General features: G+C 69.5%; 25 protein-coding genes. All 25 read left to right on the top strand.

The genetic code is table 11. The features are described 5' to 3' along the window. Positions 1 to 134 precede the first annotated feature (134 nt). The 25 genes from B0675_RS40050 (at position 135) to B0675_RS39945 (ending at position 17236) form a co-directional block, all read left to right on the top strand. On the top strand, positions 135 to 773 hold the full coding sequence (locus B0675_RS40050; protein WP_081224747.1) for a hypothetical protein: 639 nt from the start codon (positions 135 to 137) through the stop codon (positions 771 to 773). Then, the gene (locus tag B0675_RS40950) at positions 773 to 1006 is read left to right on the top strand and encodes a hypothetical protein (RefSeq protein ID WP_107483002.1); all 234 of its coding nucleotides are present in this window, start codon (positions 773 to 775) and stop codon (positions 1004 to 1006) included. The genes B0675_RS40050 and B0675_RS40950 overlap by 1 nt, the downstream gene beginning before the upstream one ends. Next, positions 1006 to 1404: a hypothetical protein gene (locus B0675_RS40045; RefSeq protein ID WP_143661183.1), complete on the top strand. Its 399-nt coding sequence runs from the start codon at positions 1006 to 1008 to the stop codon at positions 1402 to 1404. Before B0675_RS40950 ends, B0675_RS40045 begins: the two co-directional genes overlap by 1 nt. Then, positions 1404 to 1562, top strand: coding sequence for a hypothetical protein (locus tag B0675_RS41710; protein WP_179165581.1), 159 nt, complete (start codon positions 1404 to 1406; stop codon positions 1560 to 1562). Before B0675_RS40045 ends, B0675_RS41710 begins: the two co-directional genes overlap by 1 nt. Before the next feature lie 197 nt (positions 1563 to 1759). Further along, positions 1760 to 2038, top strand: coding sequence for a hypothetical protein (locus B0675_RS40040; RefSeq protein WP_081224745.1), 279 nt, complete (start codon positions 1760 to 1762; stop codon positions 2036 to 2038). Next, complete coding sequence (locus B0675_RS40035) at positions 2038 to 2634, top strand: hypothetical protein (RefSeq protein ID WP_081224744.1); 597 nt, start codon at positions 2038 to 2040, stop codon at positions 2632 to 2634. Before B0675_RS40040 ends, B0675_RS40035 begins: the two co-directional genes overlap by 1 nt. A 19-nt stretch (positions 2635 to 2653) precedes the next feature. Next, positions 2654 to 2950, top strand: coding sequence for a hypothetical protein (locus B0675_RS40030; RefSeq protein WP_081224743.1), 297 nt, complete (start codon positions 2654 to 2656; stop codon positions 2948 to 2950). Between the two features lie 11 nt (positions 2951 to 2961). Beyond that, a complete protein-coding gene (locus B0675_RS40025) occupies positions 2962 to 3273 on the top strand; it encodes a hypothetical protein (protein WP_081224742.1) in 312 nt (103 codons plus the stop codon). Next, positions 3273 to 3476: a DUF4236 domain-containing protein gene (locus tag B0675_RS40020; protein WP_081224741.1), complete on the top strand. Its 204-nt coding sequence runs from the start codon at positions 3273 to 3275 to the stop codon at positions 3474 to 3476. The genes B0675_RS40025 and B0675_RS40020 overlap by 1 nt, the downstream gene beginning before the upstream one ends. 1 nt (position 3477) lies before the next feature. Beyond that, on the top strand, positions 3478 to 3687 hold the full coding sequence (locus B0675_RS40015; protein ID WP_081224740.1) for a hypothetical protein: 210 nt from the start codon (positions 3478 to 3480) through the stop codon (positions 3685 to 3687). A gap of 21 nt (positions 3688 to 3708) precedes the next feature. Further along, the gene (locus B0675_RS40010; protein WP_081224739.1) at positions 3709 to 5040 is read left to right on the top strand and encodes a hypothetical protein; all 1332 of its coding nucleotides are present in this window, start codon (positions 3709 to 3711) and stop codon (positions 5038 to 5040) included. After that, positions 5037 to 7115: a hypothetical protein gene (locus B0675_RS40005; RefSeq protein WP_081224738.1), complete on the top strand. Its 2079-nt coding sequence runs from the start codon at positions 5037 to 5039 to the stop codon at positions 7113 to 7115. Before B0675_RS40010 ends, B0675_RS40005 begins: the two co-directional genes overlap by 4 nt. Positions 7116 to 7265: 150 nt before the next feature. Next, positions 7266 to 8057 (top strand): hypothetical protein, encoded by a 792-nt coding sequence (locus B0675_RS40000; RefSeq protein WP_081224737.1) that lies wholly within the window; start codon positions 7266 to 7268, stop codon positions 8055 to 8057. Next, positions 8057 to 8566, top strand: a complete 510-nt coding sequence (locus tag B0675_RS39995) for a hypothetical protein (RefSeq protein WP_081224736.1) — start codon at positions 8057 to 8059, stop codon at positions 8564 to 8566. The genes B0675_RS40000 and B0675_RS39995 overlap by 1 nt, the downstream gene beginning before the upstream one ends. A 43-nt stretch (positions 8567 to 8609) precedes the next feature. After that, positions 8610 to 8771 (top strand): hypothetical protein, encoded by a 162-nt coding sequence (locus tag B0675_RS41705; RefSeq protein WP_179165580.1) that lies wholly within the window; start codon positions 8610 to 8612, stop codon positions 8769 to 8771. 51 nt (positions 8772 to 8822) lie between these two features. After that, a complete protein-coding gene (locus B0675_RS39990) occupies positions 8823 to 9095 on the top strand; it encodes a hypothetical protein (RefSeq protein WP_081224735.1) in 273 nt (90 codons plus the stop codon). A gap of 109 nt (positions 9096 to 9204) precedes the next feature. Beyond that, positions 9205 to 9690: a hypothetical protein gene (locus tag B0675_RS39985; RefSeq protein ID WP_081224734.1), complete on the top strand. Its 486-nt coding sequence runs from the start codon at positions 9205 to 9207 to the stop codon at positions 9688 to 9690. A 535-nt stretch (positions 9691 to 10225) separates the two neighbouring features. Beyond that, positions 10226 to 10945 carry a hypothetical protein gene (locus B0675_RS39980; RefSeq protein ID WP_081224733.1) on the top strand — a complete coding sequence of 240 codons (720 nt, stop codon included), beginning with the start codon at positions 10226 to 10228 and terminating at the stop codon, positions 10943 to 10945. Next, positions 10942 to 11337, top strand: coding sequence for a hypothetical protein (locus B0675_RS39975; protein WP_143661182.1), 396 nt, complete (start codon positions 10942 to 10944; stop codon positions 11335 to 11337). The genes B0675_RS39980 and B0675_RS39975 overlap by 4 nt, the downstream gene beginning before the upstream one ends. A gap of 169 nt (positions 11338 to 11506) precedes the next feature. Next, entirely contained in the window at positions 11507 to 11965 is a 459-nt protein-coding gene (locus tag B0675_RS39970) for a DUF6221 family protein (protein ID WP_081224731.1), read from the top strand. Next, positions 11962 to 12183, top strand: a complete 222-nt coding sequence (locus tag B0675_RS39965) for a hypothetical protein (RefSeq protein WP_081224730.1) — start codon at positions 11962 to 11964, stop codon at positions 12181 to 12183. The genes B0675_RS39970 and B0675_RS39965 overlap by 4 nt, the downstream gene beginning before the upstream one ends. 114 nt (positions 12184 to 12297) lie before the next feature. Beyond that, positions 12298 to 13071 carry a GIY-YIG nuclease family protein gene (locus B0675_RS39960; RefSeq protein ID WP_143661181.1) on the top strand — a complete coding sequence of 258 codons (774 nt, stop codon included), beginning with the start codon at positions 12298 to 12300 and terminating at the stop codon, positions 13069 to 13071. Between the two features lie 123 nt (positions 13072 to 13194). Then, the gene (locus B0675_RS39955; protein WP_241540212.1) at positions 13195 to 13434 is read left to right on the top strand and encodes a DNA-binding protein; all 240 of its coding nucleotides are present in this window, start codon (positions 13195 to 13197) and stop codon (positions 13432 to 13434) included. 613 nt (positions 13435 to 14047) lie between these two features. Continuing rightward, positions 14048 to 14443, top strand: coding sequence for a hypothetical protein (locus tag B0675_RS39950; protein WP_081224727.1), 396 nt, complete (start codon positions 14048 to 14050; stop codon positions 14441 to 14443). Between the two features lie 33 nt (positions 14444 to 14476). Continuing rightward, positions 14477 to 17236, top strand: a complete 2760-nt coding sequence (locus B0675_RS39945; protein WP_081224726.1) for a hypothetical protein — start codon at positions 14477 to 14479, stop codon at positions 17234 to 17236.

The following is a 17236-nucleotide window of genomic DNA, read 5'->3' as shown; positions in this document are numbered from 1 at the left end:
AGCCGAGGGCGCTCCACCGCCCAAAGCGTCAGCAGTCGCTCCACCGACTGCGCCCCACAAACGAAAACGGCCCCAGCTCAGGGACTCCACTCCCTGGCCAGGGCCTCACCACCAGGCTCTAACGAGGAGACCCTGTGGCTACGCAGATCGTACAGAACCGTGCGGGCGCCCAGCGCCCCACCTCCCCGCTTCCCCCGGCGGCGGTGCAGGCGATGCACCGCATCGAGCACGCCCTGGCCGCCCCGCAGCGCGAGCTGGCCGCCAAGGTCGGCAAGGCGCTCGGCTTCCGCGGCAGCTACCAGCCGCGCGAAGACCTCGGCGAGACCGCGACCCGCCACATCGTCTGGTCGCAGGTCGAGCTGAACGCCATCTTCGAGCGGGTCGGCGGCACCGTCACCGCCCGCCACGTCGAGCGCAGCACCTCCGACGGCTCGTCCACGTGGATGGCCATCGAGCTCATCCTCACCGTGAACGTGCAGGGCGTCGGCCCCGTCCAGGTCACCACCGACCTGGAAGAGGAGTCGGCGGTCTACCCCACGGACCTGCCCGTTGTCCGCGCAGCCATGGCCGGCGCCGCCGCCCCGGAGGCCGTGCGGAAGGCCGTCGCCCGCTACAAGACGAACGCCGCCCGCTACGACGAGCTGAGTGCAAAGCCCGCCGCAAGCCTGTCGGCTGCGGAGTTCTACGCGATCAGCAACGCGCAGCAGAACCTCGCCGAGAACGCGGGCATCCTCGCCGACGCCGGGGTGCTGTTCCTCGTGAAGGCCGTCTGATGGGCGCCGCGATCGAGGTCGACACCAGCCCCGTCATCGCCGAGCACCGCCGTATCGAGCGGGTCGTGTCCGGCATGGGCGTCGGCGACACCGCGGTCATCAACGGCACGGAGGTCGTCGCGGTCAGCCTCGCCGAGGCCGTCGCCCTCGACAGGCCCACCGCGGCGATGTCTCCCGCGGACCGCCTGGCGCACGACCTGGCCTCCTACGTCCGGCCGAAGGTGGGTGCGTGATGGCTGACTTCGCTTTCGCCGCGCAGGCTGTGTCGTTCCGGATCCCGGTTGCGACGTGGATCGGTGTGTCCGGTGAACGCCCGAGCGGCGCCAGTATCTCCGCACACCTGACGGCGACTGCCGATCTTTTGAAGCTGACCGGTTGGGAGCCCACCTTCGAGCGTGACCTGTCCGCAGCTATGCGGGCAGCCCGCGCTAACGGTGTCGGCGACGAGGATACGCAGGTTGTCGGCCGGGACCTGATGGAGCAGATCCTCCAGGTCCACTTGAAGGCGCCGTTCGCGCAGATCGACGCCTGGGCGGAGAAGCCCGGCCGGGATCTGGCCGACGTCCTCGACCTCATCACTCAGGCGGCCGAACTCGCAGCCGCCTACGGGCCCGTGAAGGCGGGTGCGTGATGGGCGCCGAGATCCTGGACAGCTTCCCCGCCGGTGGCCCACGCGGCTCGTGGCCGGCCGAGCAGAAGGCGGCCGAGCTCCGCAAGGCTGGTCAGCCTGTCGAGGTCGTCATGGACCTGGAGTCGGACCGATTCCTCGTCGTGGCAGGCCGACGGTGACCGCCGACGAGCGCGCCGCGATGTCGAAGAAGGTCGCCGAAGCCAACCGGCGAAGCGAGACCCCCTTGCCCAAGTAGGGCCCCTGAACGGCCGCGCTGGCGGAGAAATCCTTCCCCCCCCGGCACCCGCCGGCGCGGCTCTCCACCTCAGCTCTACCCCGACTGTTCCTGTGACCTTGAAAGGGTCTGTGATCCCCCATGTTCGTTTTCGATGCCGACCTCCGCACCGTCTCCTCGACTGTCCGGGAGATCTCCGCTGGCCTCCGCGCCACCCAGGTCGATGACTCCTGGGAGGCCGTCCGCGGCGACGAGGGCGCCGAGCTCCTGCTTCGTGCGATCGCCGCGGACCGGTCGAACGACTCCCCGACCCTGGCCGCGATCTTCGACCGGGCCGAGGAGATCGACGCTGCGCAGCCGTTCGGACCCCGGCTCGTCGACCAGCTGAACGCGCTCACCGCCTGGACCGAGGCCGCCTGATGTTCACCAACTGGCGTAAGCGCCAAGCCGACATGAAGCTGTGGCGCCGGGCCCGCACCTTGCCCGAGCTGGCCGACTTGATGGCCCGCTGGGTGGACGGCGAGCTGTCGATGTGGCCCGGCTACCGGGATGGTGCCGCCGAGGAGACCGTCGAGATCGCTCCGACGCTGGCCCGCCTGAACCGGGCCGGGTTCCTCACCGACCAGTCCCAGCCTGGGTTCGACGGTGTCGGCTTCGACGGTCTGCGCTGGCAGCAGCGGGCGGCCGTGTCCGGTCTGGTCGCCGACGAGCTGCTCATGTCCCGGATCCGCAAGGCGGGTGAGGCGGCCGGCGTGATCGTGCTGATCGCCCATCCGTGGCTGCTTCCGCAGGGCCAGGGCTACACGGCGACGACGCGGGACGGCGAGCCGTACACCGAGTTCGGCGCCTACCTGCCGCCCCGGATCCTCCGCCAGATCTGGGCCGGGGTGAGCCGGGACGCCATGAAGGAGATCGCCGACGCCTGGCAGGTGACGGTCATCGACCCCGACCTCGGACCCGGCACACGCGTGTGGGACGCCCTCGACGCGGCCGTCCGAACCCCCGCCACCCGCTGATCGCCGAGAGGAGCTTCCCGTGCACGCCTATCTGATCACCGCGAAGCCCGGCCGGCTCACGCTGGCGGCCCGGTTCGTGGGCCGGTGGACGGTGCGGCTCCTGGCCCTCCTCGTGATGGTCGGGCTGGGGGCGGTCGTGTTCCCGCTGCGTGCCGCCCGCCCCGTCCTCAACTACATCGCGTTCCGGGCGGCTTGGCTGGAGTTGTGGGCCGCCTCCGTGACCGGCATCGGCCCGGTCGGAGCCGCGATCGGCTCCGGCCTGACCGACGAGTTCATTCGCGAATTCCACAAGGCGCGCACCAGCGCGCCCATCTGAGAGAGGTCCCCATGAAGAAGCTGAACCCCGCCGAGGTGGCGGGCGGCGCGGTGATCAGCGTGACCACCGGCGTCACCGTAGCGAACCTGGCGGTACATGATGTCGGGGCGCTGACTCTGGTCACCGTGGCCCTGTCGATGTTGTCGTCTGGCATCTGGCTGCTGATGGCGGTCATGAAGGGCGTCACGACGCAGGTGTACCGGTGTTCCGTCGAGGGCTGCGCGGTCGAGATCCGGGCGACCCGCAACCACACCCAAGCGCGGCTTGCCGTTCTGGAAGGCATGGCCACCGACCACACCAGCCACGGATCGGCGGGCGTCTGATGCCGATCACGTTCCGCCAGAGCTTCCGGATCTTCCCCGGTGTCCGGCTCAACATCAACCGGCGTTCCTGGTCGGTCACGTTGGGCGGCGGATCCGGCCCGCGCCACACGATCTCGTCCACCGGCCGTCGCACCACGTCGATGGACCTGCCCGGCCCGTTCGGCTGGCGCTCCACCCGCAGCCGACGCAGGACGGGGGAGTGACATGCGGATCATCGCCTTCTTCAAGCGCCGCTATCCGCTCCCCCAGATGTCCGCGATCTTCATCCCGTCCGTGATCGCCTCCATGGCGACGACCGTCGTCCTCAGTCTCGCCGGACTCCCGAAGCCGCTGGTGACGACAGGCAGTTTCGTCGTTCTGTTCGCCGTCTTCGGCATCACCGCCGCCCTCGTCGACCGCCGCACTCGCGGCTGACCTGAAAGGACACCGAGTCTCATGACCGCCAGCCCGTCTATCGCCAACGGAAGCACCAGGCCGCGCGCCGTGCAGTTCGCGGACTGGCGCATCACCCAGCCCGACAAGGAACAGAGCAGCCCCCAGCCGGTCGAGACCGCCGAGCCGGCCGTCGACCTGGTTGCTGCCGCCGAGGCCGCAGCGATCCGGGCCCGCAGCGAAGCCGAGGTCGAGAAGGCGCGCATTCTCGCCGAAGCCGAAGCCGAAGCGATCCGCACCAAGGCCGCCGAGGAAGCACGGAAGCTCGCCCTCGCCAACAACCGCAACGAGCGGAAGGAAGCCGAAGAACAGGCCGCCTCCGAAGCGCGGATCGCCGAACACAACCGGCGACGGGAGGACGCCGACCGGGCTCGCGAGGAAGCGGCGCAGACCGCCGAGAAGAAGAAGCACGCGGCCGAGGCTGGCGAGGCTGAGCAGGCCAAGGCCGAGGACAAGTGGAGCGACTACGCCCGCGGCTTCTACATCGTCTGCGCGATCGTCGCCCTCCCCGTACAGGTCGCCGCGTTCTACGACCCCAACGCCCTCTGGCTGATGGCCGCACCGCTCATGCTCGAAGGCGGAGCCTGGGTCGTCCTCAAGGGTGCCGCCGCCGCGGTAGCCGCCCGCCGGCCGCACTGGCACTACCGCCTCATCGCCTGGCTCCTCGCGTTCATCGCCGCCGCGATCAACCTGTGGCACGGCCTTAACGCCTTCGACCCCGCCACGGCCATCGCGACTGCCTTCGCCTCGGTCGCCGGCCCCGGTGTGTGGGATCTCCACGAGCACGGCCGCATCCGGAAGCGCGACGGAGCACTCACCCGCCGCGAGCGGCGAGCGAAGCGCAAGACCGAGCGCGCCGAGGCCGCGCGTCTGGCCGCCGAAGCTAAGCAGCGCGCCGCCGACGCGAAGGTCGCAAGGGAGGCTGCCGAGAAGGCACGCACGGAACTTCGAGAGACCCGGCAGCGGGAGTTTCCGGAGGTCTGGAAGGAGGCCGTGAAGATCGGCGCCGCGCTCGGCAAGGAGCCGGACGACTCGGCCGTGTGGCCGCGCGCCTACCGCAACATCGAGGGCACCGACCCGGGCGAGTCCATCACGTCCATCAGCTCCCGCCGCGCCGCCGAAAAGCGCGTCGAAGCCGCCCTCACCGGCACCCCCGTCAGCACCCTCAGCAAGACCACGAACGCGCAGCGTGCGATCCAAACACCCCGCTCTGGCTACAAGCCGAATCCGCCCCGACGGACGAAGGGCGACACGCCCCGATACAACCGTGCCGCGGGACGCGCGCACGCCGATCTGCTCCGCACCCGTAACGCCCGCCAGAAGGACGCGTCATGAGCCTCGATCAGCACCCCGACTTCCCCGCCGGCTGGGACCTGTCTAAGGTGATCCCGGGCGAGCTCGAAGTCCCCGACGACCTTTCCGGTGAGGACGTCGACGACATCGCGCCCGGCATCGTCGCCACCTACGAGCCGCGCGTGCCCGTCCTCGCGAAGGCGGGCGGGGCCAGCATGGTCGCCCTTTCCCGGACCGCGCGCTTCACCGGGCTGTCCGTCCGCTACTTCAGCATCGGGATGAAGGCCGTCTCGTTCCTCGGCTGGCGCTACGTCCGCGCCCACGATCTCCAAGAGGTCATCGGTGGCATGGCGAAGTCGTCCGACTGGAACAAGGTCAAGCAGGAGCGGCACTCCCGGTGGCGGTTCCTCGGCTGGACGGGAGGCGTCACCGCCGGGCTGAACCTGGCCGGCTGGATCGCGCTCGCTGAGGGCACCAGTCTCGACGCGGTTGGCCTGTCCACCGCGATCCCTCCGACCGTGACCGGTCTCGCGGCGGGCGTCGGCATCACCCTGTACGGCCGTTACCGCGACCAGCGTCCCGACATCGCACCCCAGATGATGATCGCCGAGCAGGACAACCCGGACTCCGACGAGCCCTATCCTCTCGCCGTCTGCCAGTCCCCGGGCCAGGTCGAGGAGTGCATCTCGCGTGCGTTTGCCTGGGAGGGCATCGGAACGCGCAGCGTGCGCGTCCTCGGATACCGCGGCTGGGGCTGGGAGATCGACGTCGTCCTCAAGGGAGCCACCCCCGGCAAGGTCAACGCGGTCGCCGACCAACTGGACTCCCACTTCGGGATCGGGACTGGCGGAACGCTCATCGAGCCGGACCTCGACGACAACTCCCACGTCACGCTGCGCCTCGTGCAGACGGACCCGTTCGCCGACATGCCGCGCCCTGCGGTCCACGCGCCGAACAGCCTCTCGGTTCGGGACGCCGTGGTCTACGGCCGCTGCATGGACGGTTCATCGCTGGAGCTGCGCCTGCGTGGAATGTTCATGCTGATCATCGGCTCGTCCGGGTCCGCGAAGACCAAGGGTGCACTGCGAAGCCTCGCCGAAGTAATCACGGCATGCCGGGACGCCATCGCCATCGAGATGGACCCCGTCAAGGACGGCATCCGCGAGTTCTCTGAGGTCATGGCCCTGCCGCCCATCCGCGGAGGCAAGGAATGCACAGAGAAGCTCCGGTGGATGCGCGATATCGCGTCCGGCCGCAACCAGGTCAAGTCGGCCAAGGAGATGGGTGACCTGTGGGAACCCACCCCCGAGGACCCGGCGATCTTCGGCATCGTCGACGAGTTCATCTTCCTGCCGCAGGAGGCCAAAGACCTCGCCATCGAGATCATCCGTATCGGTCGGGAGACCGGCGTCTACCTGATCTTCGCTGCGCAGGAAGCCACCCAGGACTCACTCGGCGACGCCATCGCCAGCGCGGTCACCTACCGCGTCATGCTCGCCTCCCGAAGCGAGGACATTCCCCTCGTCCTCGGAAAGGGAGCCAGCGCCATGGGCTACCGCCCGGACCGGCTGCGGCCCGCAGTCGATGACGAACGCGTCTACGACGCAGGCAAGTTCTATATGGCAGGCCCCGGCTTCGACCGGCCCGTCCTGTGGCGCTGGAACCGCTTCGAGCGAGACCAGATCCGGCAGGCCGTCAGGGAGCGCGAGCAGGCAGGCCGGCCCTGGTTCGACCACGCCAGCCTCGCCGCGGCGGACCTCCTGCACGTCATCCGCCGAGACGGCCAGGCGGGCGAGGTCTCACTCGCAGACCGGCTCGAAGCCCTCGACGCGCAGGGCGGCGTGGACGACGCGCGCACCGTCGCCTTCCTGCTGCGGACGTTCGGGGAGAAGCCCTTCTTGCCGACGACCGAGGAACTGCTGCCCGCGCTTGGCGAAGCCGGCTTCGAACTGGATGCGACGAGTCTGGCGCAGGTGCTGCGCAAGCATGCGCCAGCGGTGGCATCGACCCGCCAGGAGTGGGACGGCAAGCAGGTCCGAGGTTGGTCGCGTGGAGCGGTCGAGCAGGCCGCTGCGGGGCTCATTGACCCGGCTAAAGCCCGTCTTCGGGCCGCCTGACCCCCGTCTTCGGGCCGTCTATGGCCCGGCTACCAGCGGATCCCCTTGATCGCCTAGCCGGGCCGTAGACGGGGCCTTGCCGGGCCAAAGACGGCCCATTGCCACCCTATTGATCCATATATATGACGTTCTTGAAGAGGAGTTCCGATCATGCCCCCGAAGCGCAAGCAGCCGGCCCGGCGCACCGCCGCGAAGGGCCGCAAGCCCGCCGCCCGCACCTCGTCGCGGAAGAAGTCCGTCGGCCGCGTCAAGGTCCCCCGTACCGGCCCCCTCCACGCCCAGATCGGATCCCGGATGGTCCTCTTCGCGGTGAAGAGGCTGGAGAACCATGACGACACCGTCCTCTCCCGCAAGAACGCCGCGATCCTCAAGCTGACCCATGAAGGCTGCCCCACCTGTAAGGGTCTCGGGCAGGTCTACACCAAGGACAAGAAGAGCGGCGCCTTCACCGGCGCCAAGCGCTGCCCGGCCAAGCCCACCAAGCAGCGAGTCTCTAAGTGGGCCGTCTACAAGGCCAGCCGGTTCGGCCCCGACAAGAGCACCGGCCTGCTCGGCTGGGCCTGCCCCTGCGGCAAGAAGGAGAAGCCCCGCTACCGCGACGCCAAGGCCGCCACCGCCGGCCTACGCACCCACGAACGTCAGAAGCACGGCGGCAGCAGCGTCGGCGGCGCCTGGTACGCGCAGGCCAGCGAAGAAGCCAAGCAGGCCGCCGACCCGCAGCCCGAGCCGATGCCGTCGAAGGTCGTCACCGACTCCGGCATGACCGACGAGCAGTGGATCAAGCAGAACAAGTTCATGCCCGTCGGCAAGGCCATCGCCGCCGGGAAGTGCTGGAAGTGCTCCGGCCACGGCAAGATCCATGCCGCATTCGGCAACGAACAACTCCTCGTCGTCTGCCCCGAATGCAAGGGCACCGGAGCACCCGCCAAGGTCGCCGCCTGATGACCGCGCCCGCCACGACCGCGAGAGCCGCCGCCCCGGTCGAACTCGACCTGGACGCGCGGCTGGTCGAGGTGGGCCTCGTCATGGACGCACGCCTCACCCTCGCCAACCTCACCTTCGAAGTCGACACCGCCCACATCCCCGCCGCCGACCCCATCCCCGAGATCACCGCGCCATTGCCGCTCACCCCCACTGCGGCGCCCTGCCCGTACCCCACGCCGATCGCCGCCACCCTCCACCGCGCCCGGCTCCGCCTCGACGCAGCCGGCTGGTGCACCGGAGGGCTGCGAAACGAGCAGGGCGCCCGCTGCCTCATCGGCGCCATCCAGGCCGCAGCCGACAGTCGCGGCCAGGCCGACGACGCCTGCGTGGTGCTCCTCGAAGCGATCCGCCGCGACTTCCCCCACGCCAACACCATCCCCAGCTGGAACGACAACCAGCGCGACCCCCGACTCCCCGCCCGCTACCTCGAACGCGCAGCCGAACTCGCCCACAGCCGTGGGCTCTAACCGAAAGGACCCGATGAGAAGGAGCCGAGAGCACACTGCTGACATGACCGTCACCGACATCCCCCGCCGCTCCGCCCCACCGGCCCGGCGCCCGCACACGCCCCTGTCCGCCATCAAGCCGGCCAGCCGCGACACCGCAGGCCGGATCACCGTCCGCGCCGACCGGCCGCCAGTCCGACCGATCACCTTCGACTCGGCGCTGTAGCCCGGTCGATCACAGAAGCGACGCTCGCCCGGCGAGCATGAAGGAGCAGGCGTGACCCGAACATCCGACCGCACCACCACCGACCTGACCGCCTGGCTCGGCGAACCGCTCACCGACCGTCTCACCGACGCCGAACAGCGGGAAGCCGCACACCGCATCTTCCGGCACATAGCCGACCAGGAAGAGGAGGCGACCGCCCGCAACTGGATGATCGGCATGAACCCGCACCTCAACGACCAGGCGCCACTCCTCGCCATCGCCGCCGGGCAGACAGCCGACGTCGACGCCGCGGCCCGCGCCTACATCGACGGCGTGTGGACGTAGCCACGCTCCATCTCGATGTCCTCGATCGGCTACAACTCGGGCACTCCCGACCCCACCGCTCCGGCAGCAGGCGCATGATGCCCCCTTGGACTCGCACCGAGGGGGCGTCATGTTCTTCAAGCAGGACCCGGAGAAGACCGCACAGAAGGCTGCCGCGAAGGCAGAGAAGCAGCGGATCCGCGGTGAAGCAGCCGACCAGAAGGCCGCCGACAAGGCCGCGCTCAAAGCGTGGCGAGAAGCCCATCCGGCCGAGCGCACGATGAACACGGCCGCGACGATGAGAATGTGGCCGTCGTCGAAGATGGGCGTCACCAACCTCGGGCCGATCAAGGGCGGATCCGCGGAGTTCGTCAACGCCGGCGCCCACAAGGGCTGGACAGCGACCCGGCTCATTGCCGGGGCGGCAACGATGGGCGCTTCAGCTGCCGCCACCGGCCGCAAGAACAAGGGTGCGGCCGTCATCAACGTGACCTTCGGGAACGGGGCCGCACAGACGTTCAACGTCACCCCCGAAAGCCAGACGCTCTCGGCAGCCAACCGCTACGTGACCGCCTTCAACGCCCTCGCCGCACAACTGGAGCAGGAAGACGAGTAGCTGCTAGCCGGAGACAGGGCCTCGACCGTCCGCGGTCGGGGCCTTTGCCGTTCGGGGAACAGCCCGCGCAACCCAGTGACGGCCAGCTGCGTCCGTGGGATCGGTGGCGACCTCGGCGTCCATACGCTCGCAGATCCGCGCCAACTCCCGCTTGCAGGCCGCTTCGGTTCGCGCCCGCACCATGTAGACGACGTCGCTCATGGCGGCAGTGTTGCAAGGCCGGTAACGGAGCAGGGTAGGAATCGATAAAGCGACCACTCCCGCACGACAGTCCATGCACCAACGATCCGAGAGGGCCTCACAGATGGAACGCCTCAAGCGATTCACCGCCCGCTTCTGGGTGCTCGTCCGATACCTCGCGACCGGACAGACAGCGAGCCGCCGGCAACGTGCCGCCCTCACCTACTACACGGCGCGACGCCAAGCCGGCCCCAATGAGGACTAGGACAGGGCCATTGGCCCGGCTTGTCGGTCACATAGGGCACCATTGGCCCTAGCGTCACTGCTTCCCGTACCACCGCCGAGGAGCCGCACGATGCACGACCACCCCACCCCCGACGACGGATACGAATGGCCGACCTGCGCCGCCGGACCCGCCGACGGAACCCGGGCCCACCAGTTGTGGGCCGACGAGCTCGGCCGCCAGATATGCCGGCCCTGTGAAGACAAGACCCGCGTGCGGCTCACCGAACTCCCCGCCCTCTTCCAGCGCCTGAACACGACGGCCGCACTGATGCGGGGCGCCTCCCGGACAGGCGGGGGAAGTTCGGGGACGAAGACGCCGCCGATCCCGCCCCGCCTCGAAGTACTCTCCCTCGTCGGGCCCGGCGGTGTCGCGGCCAGGCTGTCGGCGGTCGAGGACTCGTGGCGGCAGGCCCTCGGCTGGACCGTCGCACCCTGGCGCGGCAGTGCGGCACAAACGGTCCCGCATCTGGTGACGTTCCTGCTCAACAATCTGCCGTGGGCTGCCGACTCCTACGACTCAGTCGGCCAAGACATCGACGACCTGCGGAAGCTGCACGCCGAGTGCGCGGCGATCGTCAACGACGTCCGCCGCCCCGGCCGCGTCAAAATCGGCAACTGCCCGGCCCGGCCCGACGGGCAACTCTGCTGGAAGCCGCTCACCGCCCGCGCCGACAGCCACCGCGTCCACTGCGACACCTGCGGGCAGCGGTGGGAGACGCTGGGGGAGTGGCGGGAACTCCGGGCCGCACAAGACGCCGTACTCGCCGAAGCGGCGGGGGTAGCGGCATGAGCGTGGATGAAGCGGTCCGCGACCATCTGAACAGGATCTTCTACGAAGACCTCGGACTCTGCGGCTGCGGTAACCCCGACGAGGCTTACGTGCTGGTCCGCGACCTCCTCTCGCTCGCCCCCTACTACGAGAATGAAGGCTGGCGGCTAGCGGAAACCCTCACCGGCGGTGGCGCGGCGCACCACATCATCATGTCCGTCATCGACGTGGCCGAGCTGACCGAGCACGGATCGAGCGTCAACGGCGCATGGCTTACACCCAAGGGCGCCTGGTGCCTCCAGGCGATGCGGACCGTCTCCTTCGAGGAGATGAGCGAGGGCGGGCTGCCACACGAGGGGCGCGACTGCACTGATGCCTGCTGGGCGTTGCCGACGGAAGAGGCAGCGGCGTGAACTGCGTCATCAATCTCGGCAGCTGTGGCCCCACGGTCGCCCGATGGAAGACCAGCTCGGGCTACTGGTTTCCCCTCTGCAAGGTGTGCCTCGACTCGTGGTTCGACAGCGCTGACGACGACCCCGACCTTGAACCGGCCGCATGGGTCTGGTTGCCACGAGCCGCCATATGAGCGAGATCACCGACTTTCTGCGCGCCCGGTATGCCGAAGCCCGCGACCGTCAGCAGCGGATCGTGCGGGGCACATGGGAGCCCGGAGCGTGCTGCCCGGTCTGCTCCCGCCCGACGTCGGGCATGACGACCTCCCTGGGCGGCCAATCCATCGGCTGGCCACTCGGGTCCTTCGACCCGTGCGGTCACGAGGTCCATGAGGCGTCGGTCATGACCCAGTTCGAGGAGCCAGCACCCGACCCCGACGTCATCGCCGACCTCGACGCCAAGCTCGCACTGATCGAAGAGCACCCAGACGTGAATGACGGGAGCTGCGGCACCTGCGTTGACGGGCGGTGGGGGTACCCCACCCATGGCGGCAGCACTCCGCAGCGCCACCCCTGCCGAACCCTGCGTCTGCTCGCCCAACCGTTCGCCGGGCACCCCGACCACAAGGGCGAGGAGTGGGCGCCGTGAGCGGGTCGAACATCGCCGGATGCGTGCTTTCCGTATTGACGTGCCTGCTCGGGCTGGGCGTCGGCGCCCTCGGCGTCAGCTACTTCTGGGGCGACCTGGAACACATCATCGGCGGCATCGGATTGATCATCTGCGCCGTTGGAATCTGCGGACTGTCCGCACTGCTGTTCTGGATCTGCCGGAACGCTCCACGTAGCGACACGGCATCCGTCCGTTGACCTGCGCGAATCCCGCCGAATAGATCCAAAGGACGGTAGAATTGGGGCAGTTGAGACCCCGGCGATCGTGCGACCGATCCCGGGGCGTGGCCGACCTGGAGAAAGCAGATCGACATGGTTCAGAGTAACCGCAAGGCCCCACTAGCCCGCCCATACGGGAGAGCGGAAACCGCGTCGGCGGGTGTGCGCCCAAGCGTTCAGAGCCTCATCGGCGTAGTCGACCAGAGCGATCCGGCGTTCATGTTCATCGCGGCAGAACTTCAGAGGATCCGACGCGAGGGCGGAGAGTTCGACAGCGAGACGATCGCCGAGGCCATCAAAGAGGGACGCGGCAAGCATGCGCGCCATCTACAGAATGAAGCGGACCGGCAGCCCAGCCGTTTCCCGGAGTCGATCGTCTACTACGCGCAGCGCGGGTCGCTAGTGAAGATCGGATACACCTCGCAGCCGCATAAGCGCTTCGGGAATCTCATCCCTGATGCTGTCCTTGCGTGGGAGCCGGGCGGACGTCCCGAAGAGGCGGCGAGGCACGAGGAGTTCAAAGCCCTTCGGATCAGCCGTGGAGCCGAGTACTTCCACCGCGACGAAATCCTCGACGCGCACATCGAAGCCGTCCGTTCCGCACACGGGTCGCCCGACCCGAGCTGGCCAACACTGGCCAACCTCGCTCAAAAGCCCGGACGGTTGCGGCTTCCCGACGTACCGATGACCCCACACCTGGTCACGCTGGAAGCCGGGACTCGCGCCCTCGGCATCAGGCTTGGTACCGCTCACGTCTGGGTCCATAGAGGCAAGCTGCATCACCTACTGAAAGACTCCAGCGGCACCAAGCTGTACCTCCTGGCGGACCTCAAGTCTCTGACGGAGAAACGCCGCAACGTGGCGTGAGGGGCTGTTGACATCGGTGGGTTGACAAAACCCGATCACCGAAGCGATCATCTGCTCAGATAGCAGAACTTCGCGCTGAGGCCACCCGGCACCGGGTGGCCTTCGTCGTTCCCGGAGGTGACCGTGCCCTCCATCGCACTCGCTACCGCAGCAGACGCCGCCTACTGGACCGGCCGTCCCGTCGGCACGATCTGGCGCTGGGCATCCGAAGGGCGCATCAAGGTCTACGGCAAGGGCCGCAACGCCCGGTACGACCTGATGGAGATCGATCCCGCTGAACGGGACAAGGAAACCCAGCGGGTCATCACCCCCACGCCGCCCCCGAAAATCCCGGCGCGCGAGGCAGACGCTCACGCCGCCTGAAAGCCCCTGCGCGGGTGGTCGCGCAGGCCGGGCCTTGAAGCGCCACGCGCTCGGCCCCCTCGTCCGCCCCAGTCCTGTGGGGGTCTGGGGCGGACGCACAACACATGGGAGGCAGACCGTGGCAGCAGTCGGAACCAGCACGATCACCTGTCCCGTCTGTGCCGCAGGCCTCGATATCCCCGTGTCCGCTGTCCCGTTCGCGGGCCAGTCCGGCTCGACGATGTACCTCTCGTTCGACCTGGCGGTCGTGCGTGACCACGTCGCCGAGCACGACCTCGGATCCGCTGACGCCACCGAGCTCCCATTCTCTGGCGCCGCCCGAGGCCCACACCCCTGATCGTCCCGCCGCCTCTTACGCCCCCAGCGCCGGGCGGCGGGACCGCTAAGCCGGGACGTCGTCGGCAGACGAGGGCTGTCGTCCACAGCTGGCCAGTCCCGGTTCGACTCCGGAACGGCGGCGCTCCCCGAACGTCCCCAGCGGAACTCACGCGAACGGAGGCCGCCGTGGCCGACACGCACACGATCACGATCACCCTCCACGCCGAGGGCGAAGTCACCCACCCCCCGCAGCCGGAGGCCGACGCGTCTCCCGACACAGAGGAGACGAACACCGATGGCTGAGGGCCTCTCCACCTCCCTGGTATCCAGCTGGCTCAACACCCTGCGGACGGCCGGCGCGGCCTATGGGCCGATCACCACCTACGCGCAGATCCACACCGCGAACCCCGGGGCGGCCGGAACCACCGCGGTGTCCGCCGGCTCGACGACCCGGCCCGTCTTCACGTTCGCCGCGTCCTCGTCCGGGTCCGCGCTCGCCCTCACCGGCACTAACCCGTCGTGGACGAACGGCGGCACCAGCGAGACGATCACCGACATCTCCGTATGGTCCGCAGCCTCCGGCGGCACGTTCCTGTTCTCCGTCGCCCTCAGCTCGTCGAAGGCGTGGTCGTCGGGCGACACGTTCACGGCGACGTCGCTCAGCCTCTCCCTCTCACCGCAGGCCTCCTGATCCTGACCGCGGCCTGACCGTCGGGAGGTCGCCGTGGCGCGGATGTGGACGTGCGGCTTCGAGCTCCAGTCCGTGACAGCCCTCGTCGAGACGCAGGACGTCAACACCGTCGGCGGCTCACCGGCCATCTCCACCAGCATCCACCGCGGCGGCGCGGCCTCCCTGCGCGTCACCCCGACCGCGGGCACGTCCTACATCGAGCACCAGCTGACCAGCGGTGTCGTCATGCGGACATTCCACCGCTTCTACCTGTACATCAACGCGCTCCCGGCCGCCGACTGCAATGTGTACGGGATCGGCCAGTCCGGCTACTTCCCCGGCATGATCCGGCTGAAGACCGACGGCAGCCTGGTCCTCCGCGACGATCAGGCCAGCAGTGACCTCGGCTCCGCCACCAGCCCGCTCAGCATCGGCCAGTGGTACCGGATCGAAGCGGACTTCAACGACGTCGCGGGCACGATCACGGCCGGGACCTCCGCGTTCAAGCTGTACATCGACGGCACCCTGGTCAGCGACCAGATGTGCACCAACATCAACGGGTTCAGTCGCGTCCGTGCCGGCGCCCTCCAGTCAGCGAACTCGCTGGACATCTGCATCGACGACATCGCCGTCAACGACACGACGGGCACGGCACAGACCGGCCTCCCCGGCCCCGGCACCGTGGTCCACCTCCAGCCCGCAGGGCAGGGCGACAACAACGGCTTCGCCACCGTCGTCGGCGGCACCGCGGGCGCCGCGAACAACTGGACCCGCGTCAACGAAGTCACGCCCAACGACGCGACCAGCTACAACTCGACGATCGCCACGGGCACCACCACGATCGACGACTTCACCCTCACCTCCCCGACTAGCGCAGGGATCGGCGCCTCCGACGCGATCAGCCTCGTCTCCGTCGGCGTGCGGATCGGCTCCAACGCCACCACCGCAGCGAGCATCGTCACCCGCATCAAAGGCCAGTCCGGCGGCACCGTCTCCGAATCCGCGTCGACTTCCGTCAACGTCAACGGCTGGTCGACGCACAAAGCGGCCGTCCCCCGCCTGTACCAGCTCACCGCCTACAGCAATCCGCAGACCAGCACCGCCTGGACGGCAGCCACCCTCGCCAACGCGCAGATCGGCTACCGCTCCAACACCTCTCAGACCACTACCCGCCGCATCTCCACCGCGTGGGCGCTCGTCGAGTACGTGCCCGTCAACGCGGTCACCGGCGACGGAAGCCTCACCGGCGCCGCCACCGCGACAGCAACCGGCGCTCTCGGCGGCTCGGGCAGCGGGACGCTCGCCGCGACCGCCAGCCCCACCGCAACAGGACAGCGGGCGACAGCGGCTGGTGGAAGCCTCGCCGCAGTAGCAACCGCATCCGCCTCAGGGGCCGTTGCCGCGGCAGGCAGCGCCACCCTCGCGGCAACCGCCGTCAGCAGTGCGACCGGTACCCGCGACGCGGCCGGTGCCGCCACGCTCGCCGCGACCGCAGCCCTCACGGCCGCCGGGTCGTCTGCAACGGCCAGCGCTGGCACGCTCACCGCCACCGCATCCCCGACAGCAGCCGGAATGACCGCAGCGGCAGGGGCAGCAACACTCGCCGCCACGGCCGCACCGACAGCGGCTGGTACCACCAGCACGGTCGGAGTAGGAAGCCTCGCGGTCACTGCGACGACGAGCAGCGCAGGCGCCAGGGCGGCCAGCGGCCAGGCAGCACTCGCGGCCACCGGCACAGCGACCTCGGCAGGAGCCGTCGCAGGCACCGGAGCGAGCAGCCTCGCGGGTACAGCAACCATCGCGGCCAGCGGCAGCGTCGGGCGCGACCTCGCCGGCGACCTGGCCGTCACGGCCACCGCCACGAGCAGCGGCGACCGTGCAGCGACCGGGGCTGGCAGCCTCACCGCCGCCGCAACCGGATCCGCCAGCGGCACAGTCGCGGCAACAGCGGGCGGAGAACTCGCAGCCGTGGCAGGCCTGGCCGCCTCGGGCGTTCCCGGCCGAACCGGCACCGCAGACCTCGCGGCGACCGCGACCGCCACCAGCGACGGAATTCGAGCCGCACAAGGCTCGGCAGACCTGACCGCCGTCGCGACAGCGGCAGCCGGCGGGGCAGCGTCCAGCCAGGCCGCCGCCGTACTCGCGGCCACCGCGACCGCCACTGCGGCAGGCGCGGTCAGCGCGGCAGGCGAATCGTCGGCCAGCCTCACGGCAACCGCTGGCCTCATCGCCGACGGCCAAACCGCGGCAGCCGGCAACGGACTCCTCGACGCCACTGCTACCGCGGCGGCAGCGGGAACCCGCGCAACGGCCAGCGGCGGGAGCCTCACAGCTACCGCGGGGACAGCAGCCGAAGGTGCGCTCGGCACCTCCGCCCCCGCGGACACTCTGGACGTCAGCGCGGGCACGACCGCCCACGGTGACCTTGCCACCGCGGGTGGCGCGCAACTCGCGGCGACCGCAACGGCAACCGCCGACGGAACCGTTACCGCTGCAGGCGACGGATCCGCCGCGCTCACCGCCACCGCGAGCCTGGCCGCCAGCGGGACTGTCGCCGTCACCAGCACAGCCAGCCTCGCCGTCACAGCGACGACGAGCGCAACCCCCGCCGTCACGCGGAAAATCACCGGCCAACTCGCCGTCCTCGCAGCCCTCATCGCGGCAGGCGGCGTCACCGGACCCGGGCCCGTCGAACAACTCGACACGCTCACCGCCGGAGCCCCCCGCACCCGCTGGGCCGCAGGAACCCTCCGCCCCCGGCATGAAGCCGGCGCGCCGTACAGCTCCTGGAGAGCGCAGCAGCCGCACACGTAG

It is taken from the genome of Streptomyces sp. M41(2017), from assembly GCF_002078175.1.
Classification (GTDB): domain Bacteria; phylum Actinomycetota; class Actinomycetes; order Streptomycetales; family Streptomycetaceae; genus Streptomyces.
Note: the sequence above shows the minus strand (reverse complement) of the source record. Positions and strands in the feature narration are given on the sequence as shown.

Excerpts from the sequence above, each read along its gene's own strand:
- B0675_RS40950 (WP_107483002.1), top strand. The coding sequence starts at position 773 with ATGGGCGCCGCGATCGAGGTCGACACCAGCCCCGTCATCGCCGAGCAC.
- B0675_RS40045 (WP_143661183.1), top strand. The coding sequence starts at position 1,006 with ATGGCTGACTTCGCTTTCGCCGCGCAGGCTGTGTCGTTCCGGATCCCG.
- B0675_RS41710 (WP_179165581.1), top strand. The coding sequence starts at position 1,404 with ATGGGCGCCGAGATCCTGGACAGCTTCCCCGCCGGTGGCCCACGCGGC.
- B0675_RS40040 (WP_081224745.1), top strand. The coding sequence starts at position 1,760 with ATGTTCGTTTTCGATGCCGACCTCCGCACCGTCTCCTCGACTGTCCGG.
- B0675_RS40035 (WP_081224744.1), top strand. The coding sequence starts at position 2,038 with ATGTTCACCAACTGGCGTAAGCGCCAAGCCGACATGAAGCTGTGGCGC.
- B0675_RS40025 (WP_081224742.1), top strand. The coding sequence starts at position 2,962 with ATGAAGAAGCTGAACCCCGCCGAGGTGGCGGGCGGCGCGGTGATCAGC.
- B0675_RS40020 (WP_081224741.1), top strand. The coding sequence starts at position 3,273 with ATGCCGATCACGTTCCGCCAGAGCTTCCGGATCTTCCCCGGTGTCCGG.
- B0675_RS40015 (WP_081224740.1), top strand. The coding sequence starts at position 3,478 with ATGCGGATCATCGCCTTCTTCAAGCGCCGCTATCCGCTCCCCCAGATG.
- B0675_RS40010 (WP_081224739.1), top strand. The coding sequence starts at position 3,709 with ATGACCGCCAGCCCGTCTATCGCCAACGGAAGCACCAGGCCGCGCGCC.
- B0675_RS40005 (WP_081224738.1), top strand. The coding sequence starts at position 5,037 with ATGAGCCTCGATCAGCACCCCGACTTCCCCGCCGGCTGGGACCTGTCT.
- B0675_RS40000 (WP_081224737.1), top strand. The coding sequence starts at position 7,266 with ATGCCCCCGAAGCGCAAGCAGCCGGCCCGGCGCACCGCCGCGAAGGGC.
- B0675_RS39995 (WP_081224736.1), top strand. The coding sequence starts at position 8,057 with ATGACCGCGCCCGCCACGACCGCGAGAGCCGCCGCCCCGGTCGAACTC.
- B0675_RS41705 (WP_179165580.1), top strand. The coding sequence starts at position 8,610 with ATGACCGTCACCGACATCCCCCGCCGCTCCGCCCCACCGGCCCGGCGC.
- B0675_RS39985 (WP_081224734.1), top strand. The coding sequence starts at position 9,205 with ATGTTCTTCAAGCAGGACCCGGAGAAGACCGCACAGAAGGCTGCCGCG.
- B0675_RS39980 (WP_081224733.1), top strand. The coding sequence starts at position 10,226 with ATGCACGACCACCCCACCCCCGACGACGGATACGAATGGCCGACCTGC.
- B0675_RS39975 (WP_143661182.1), top strand. The coding sequence starts at position 10,942 with ATGAGCGTGGATGAAGCGGTCCGCGACCATCTGAACAGGATCTTCTAC.
- B0675_RS39970 (WP_081224731.1), top strand. The coding sequence starts at position 11,507 with ATGAGCGAGATCACCGACTTTCTGCGCGCCCGGTATGCCGAAGCCCGC.
- B0675_RS39960 (WP_143661181.1), top strand. The coding sequence starts at position 12,298 with ATGGTTCAGAGTAACCGCAAGGCCCCACTAGCCCGCCCATACGGGAGA.
- B0675_RS39950 (WP_081224727.1), top strand. The coding sequence starts at position 14,048 with ATGGCTGAGGGCCTCTCCACCTCCCTGGTATCCAGCTGGCTCAACACC.